General features: G+C 64.0%; 4 protein-coding genes. All 4 read left to right on the forward strand.

Features of this window, described 5'->3' with window-relative positions; translation table 11 throughout:
- The coding region (locus KDH09_07805) for a carotenoid oxygenase family protein (GenBank protein MCB0219581.1) at positions 1-1,276 on the forward strand (1,276 nt) is incomplete at its 5' end.
- A gap of 99 nt (positions 1,277-1,375) precedes the next feature.
- Positions 1,376-2,209 carry a metallophosphoesterase gene (locus KDH09_07810; protein ID MCB0219582.1) on the forward strand — a complete coding sequence of 278 codons (834 nt, stop codon included), beginning with the start codon at positions 1,376-1,378 and terminating at the stop codon, positions 2,207-2,209.
- Positions 2,210-2,248: 39 nt separating this feature from the next.
- Positions 2,249-3,175: a carboxylating nicotinate-nucleotide diphosphorylase gene (nadC, locus tag KDH09_07815; protein MCB0219583.1), complete on the forward strand. Its 927-nt coding sequence runs from the start codon at positions 2,249-2,251 to the stop codon at positions 3,173-3,175.
- Positions 3,176-3,334: 159 nt separating this feature from the next.
- Complete coding sequence (locus tag KDH09_07820; GenBank protein ID MCB0219584.1) at positions 3,335-4,219, forward strand: TIGR02147 family protein; 885 nt, start codon at positions 3,335-3,337, stop codon at positions 4,217-4,219.
- Positions 4,220-4,338 lie beyond the last annotated feature (119 nt).

A 4,338-nucleotide genomic window follows, 5' to 3' on the forward strand; every position in this document is an offset into this window, starting at 1 on the left:
CGACTTCGTAACACCCGTGGGCTCCAACGGCGAGTGGGAACAGGGCCTGCCCGGGCTTCTCGAGCCGCTCATCTCCGTGGCGGCGCACCCGGCCCCCGCCCACGACGAGGGCGCGCTCTACTTCGTCAACTACAACCAGTTTCCCCCCGGCGCGCCGGGGGGCGGCACGTGGATCGCCCGTTGGGATATGGAAGGCAAGCTCAAGCGCTGGAAGCTCGAAGGGATGAGCCCCTTCGACTCCATCCACGACATCAAGGCGACCCGGGACTATCTGGTCATCACCGACCTGCCCTTTGTCGTCGAGCCGAGAACCTTTCGCGGAAAGCCGCGCAAGAAGGCGGCCGCCGACTTCACCCAGATGTGGATCGTCGCCAAGGAAGATCTGCGCCGCGCAAAGCCCGGCACCCCGGTCGGCGTCAAAGAGCTGCGCATCCCCATGGCCAGCGGCCACATTCTCGTCGACTACGAGAACCCCGGCGGCGAGCTGAACGTCTTTCTCCAGCACATCCCCACCGCCGATCTGGCCATGACCTTCACCACGAAGGACGTCTCGCATACAAGCGGCAAGCGATTTGATGGCGGGTACGAGGGGATGATCAATTTCGGCCTGCAGCCCACGCCGGTGGGCCGCTATAGGGTAAACGGCCGCACCGGGGAGCTGCTCGACTCGAAGGTCGCGCTCGATGCCGAGGGCTTCTGGTCGGGCGTTCTCTGGAGCAACGACTTCTACAACAAGAGCGCCATCGATCACCCGCAAAATCTGTTCTTCGGTTCCATCGGCTGCGACCCCGAGCTCATTTCCCAGGCGGCGTGGGATCTCTACCACGACTATGAGAACCCCATGGTCCCGATGGACGCACTTCCCACAAAGCCCGTTCCTGGCACGCTCTCGCGCATCGACCTGGAGTCGATGGAGTTCGACGACCAGTGGCAATACCCAGAGGGTTCCTTCCCCCACCCGCCCACCTACGTGCCGCGAAAGAATGCCAGGCACGACAAGGACGGCTACGTCGTCACGGTCTGCCACCAGGACGGCGCCAAGGAAGTCCACATCTTCGACGCGGCCAATCTCTCAAAGGGCCCGCTCGCCCGCGCAACGAGCCCCGATTTTGTCGTGCCGCTCATGCTCCACTCGTGCTGGATGCCAAAGCGCAGCGGGCCGCGACCCTCGCACTACCGCGTCAGCCCCGTGCGCGATGCCCTCGAAGCGGTTGCAAAAGCGCCCGCCAAGACCATCGAGACCTTCGGTATGATCCGCGGCATGGCGGGCTTCTAGAGCGCCGGCGCGCTGCCCCGCTCCGGGCCGCGGTCCCCTCGCCCCCGCGCGCGGGGCTTGCTATGGTGCTCCGAGTTTCCGGAGAGAGCACAATTCGCCATGCGCATCGCCTACGCCTCAGACCTCCATGGGGAGATGAACCACTACCGCGGGCTCTTTGAGCTGGCGGCAGAGGACAATTGCGACGCGGTGATTCTGGGCGGCGATCTCTCGCCAAAGAAGTTCTCGAAGTCCAAGATCATCGGCTACCACCGACGCTTCTATGAAGAGCAGCTCTTTCCACTGATCGAACAGGCGCGCAATGACCGGCCCGACCTGCAGGTCTACGTCATCATGGGAAACGACGATTGCGCCCCCAATGCGAGTGTCTTCGAGGACTCGCCGCTCGTCACCTGGCTCCACGGCAAGACGCTCGAACTCGAACCCGGCCTGCTGCTCTCGGGCTACAGCTACGTGGACATCACACCCTTCTATCTCAAGGACTGGGAGCGCTGGGACAAGGGCACGCCTTATAAAAAGCTGCGCAACCTCAAGGGAGTGCGCAGCAACTTCGAGACAAACATTCTCGAAGCCTTCGCCTTCGATGAAGAGCCCCACGATACGATCGAGTCCGACCTGGCACCGCTGACCGAAGAACTCGCCGGCAAGGACTTCATCTGGGTCGCCCACTGCCCGCCCTATCAGTCGAAGCTCGACAAGATGGCCATGAAGGTTCACGTGGGTTCCGAAGCAGTGCGTGACTTTATCGAGCGCGCCCGGCCGCTGGTATCCCTGCACGGGCACATCCACGAATCGCCGCGCATGACCGGCAACTACTTCGACGAGGTGGGCGCCACGCTCTCAATCAATGCCGGCCAGGATTTCACCCACCTCCACGCCGTCGTCTTCGATACCGAAAAACCCCGTGAGACCCTGCGGCATACGCGCCTCTAGGTCGTTGCCCGCGCACGCCGGGGCGGACATACTCGCCCCATGAGCAAGCAAAAACACACCCGCAAACTCGTGCGCGCCGCGCTGGAGGAAGACCTCGCCGGGATCGGCGACCTGACCACCAACGCGCTCATCCCCAAGGACGCCCGCGTTCGCGCCTACGTGGTCGCGCGCGAGGACGGCATCCTCGCCGGAGGCGAGATCGCCGCGCTCACCTTTGCCGAGCTCTCGAAAAAGGTGCAGGTCCGGCAGCTCAAGAAGGACGGCGCGCGCTTCAAAAAGGGCGAGCGCCTCATTGAGATCAAAGGCCCTGCCCGACCGATCCTCACCGGCGAGCGCACGGCGCTCAACTTCATCCGCCACCTCTCGGGCATTGCGACGCTCACGGGCAAGTTCGCCGACCAGTGCAAGGGCACAAAGGCAAAGATCTACGACACGCGCAAGACGACACCGGGCCTTCGCGCGCTCGAGAAATATGCCGTCACCTGCGGCGGCGGCGTGAACCACCGCTTCGGGCTCTTCGATGCGGTGCTGATCAAGGACAACCACGTCGAGGTCGCCGGTTCGGTCGAACTCGCAGTTCGGCGCGCGCGCAAGAAGAGCCCCAAAGGAACGCCCATCCAGGTCGAGTGCGACACCCTCGCCGAAGTGCGCGCCGCCATCGAAGCGCAGCCCGACATGCTTCTTTGCGACAACATGCCCCCGGCAAAGCTCAAGCAGGCCGTCGCCATCGTGGGCGGGCGCTGCGCGGTCGAAGCCTCGGGCGGCGTGAACCTGCGCACCGTCGCCGGCATCGCCAAAAGCGGCGTCGACCGCATCAGCGTCGGCGCCATCACCCACAGCGCCCCGCAGGTGGACCTGGCCCTCGACTTCGTGGGCAAGGGTTCGAAGAGCCCCGGCAAGCGCGCGCCTTCGAAGCGGCCCGCCCCCAAGCGCCAAACCACCAAGAAACGGGCGAAGGCTGCGTAAAGACTTGTAAGCCCCGCGCCCTCCGCCGCAGCCCTAAGCGCCCGGTATCATTTGGGAACCCGGCAATGCGCCCACGCGCCCGGAGTGCTCTCTTCTGACGAGCGCTTTGGGCGCTATGTCCTTGAAATCATTGGGCTTGGTAATCACGCTGGTACTCGCATGAGTGCCAAACGACGAACAGATGAGCGCCCCTGGCCCGGGGAGTTCGATGACTATCGCGAGTATCTGCGCGCGCTCATCGCGCACCTCAAGGCGGGGAAGCGCCCGTTTTCCTCGCGTCTGTTTGCCAAGCGCGCGGGTTATTCATCCTCGGGATTCCTGCACGACATTCTCGAGGGCCGGCGCAATCTCTCACCGAGTTCGATCACGCGCTTTGCCCAGGGTTTTCGTTTGAGCCCCAAGGAGACCGACGCCTTCGAGGCGCTGGTGCTCTTCAGCCAGGCCAAGAACGACGAAGAGCGCAACCGCTACTTCCAGCGGCTCCAGCAGATCAAGCCCGGGCGTCCGCCGAGCGCGTCGTTCAAGGCCGACCAGTTCGAGGTGCTCGGCAACTGGTACACCTTCCCCATTCGCGAGCTCCTGCTGCTTCCGGGCTTCAAGGAAGACCCCAAGTGGATTGCCGAGCGCCTGCTGCCCCGGATCTCGGCGCAAGAGGCGAAGAAGGCGCTCGTGCTGCTTGAGCGCGTAGGACTGATTGCACGCAACGATGAGGGCGTTCTTGAGCCCGCCGACCCCGACGTGGCCACCGAGGCCCAGATCAAGTCGGTGGCCCAGGCGCTGGCGGCACGCAATTTCCATCGCTCGGTGCTGGAGAACGCCGCCCGCAGCCTGGAGACGCTCTCCCCGGCGGATCGCAATTTAATGTCCATGACGGTTAAACTCTCCCGCGAGCAATACGAGGAACTCTGCAACCGCAACATGGAATACCTCCAGGACATTCTCTACGAGGGCAGCAAGTCGGTGCGCGCCCCCGATCCCTCCGACGAGATCTACATCGTGGGCATCCAGGCCATTCCCGTGACGAGGCGCAACGACGATGAGTAGGAAGTTACTTGTCCTCTGCCTTGCGCTGCTGAGCCTTTGCGCCGGCTGTCCGCAGAACGATGGCGGCATCATCGGCAACGGGGCCAGCACCAGCCCCACGACCCTCCGGCCCGTCGCCA

This window comes from Chrysiogenia bacterium (assembly GCA_020434085.1).
In the GTDB taxonomy this organism is placed as follows: Bacteria; JAGRBM01; JAGRBM01; order JAGRBM01; family JAGRBM01; genus JAGRBM01.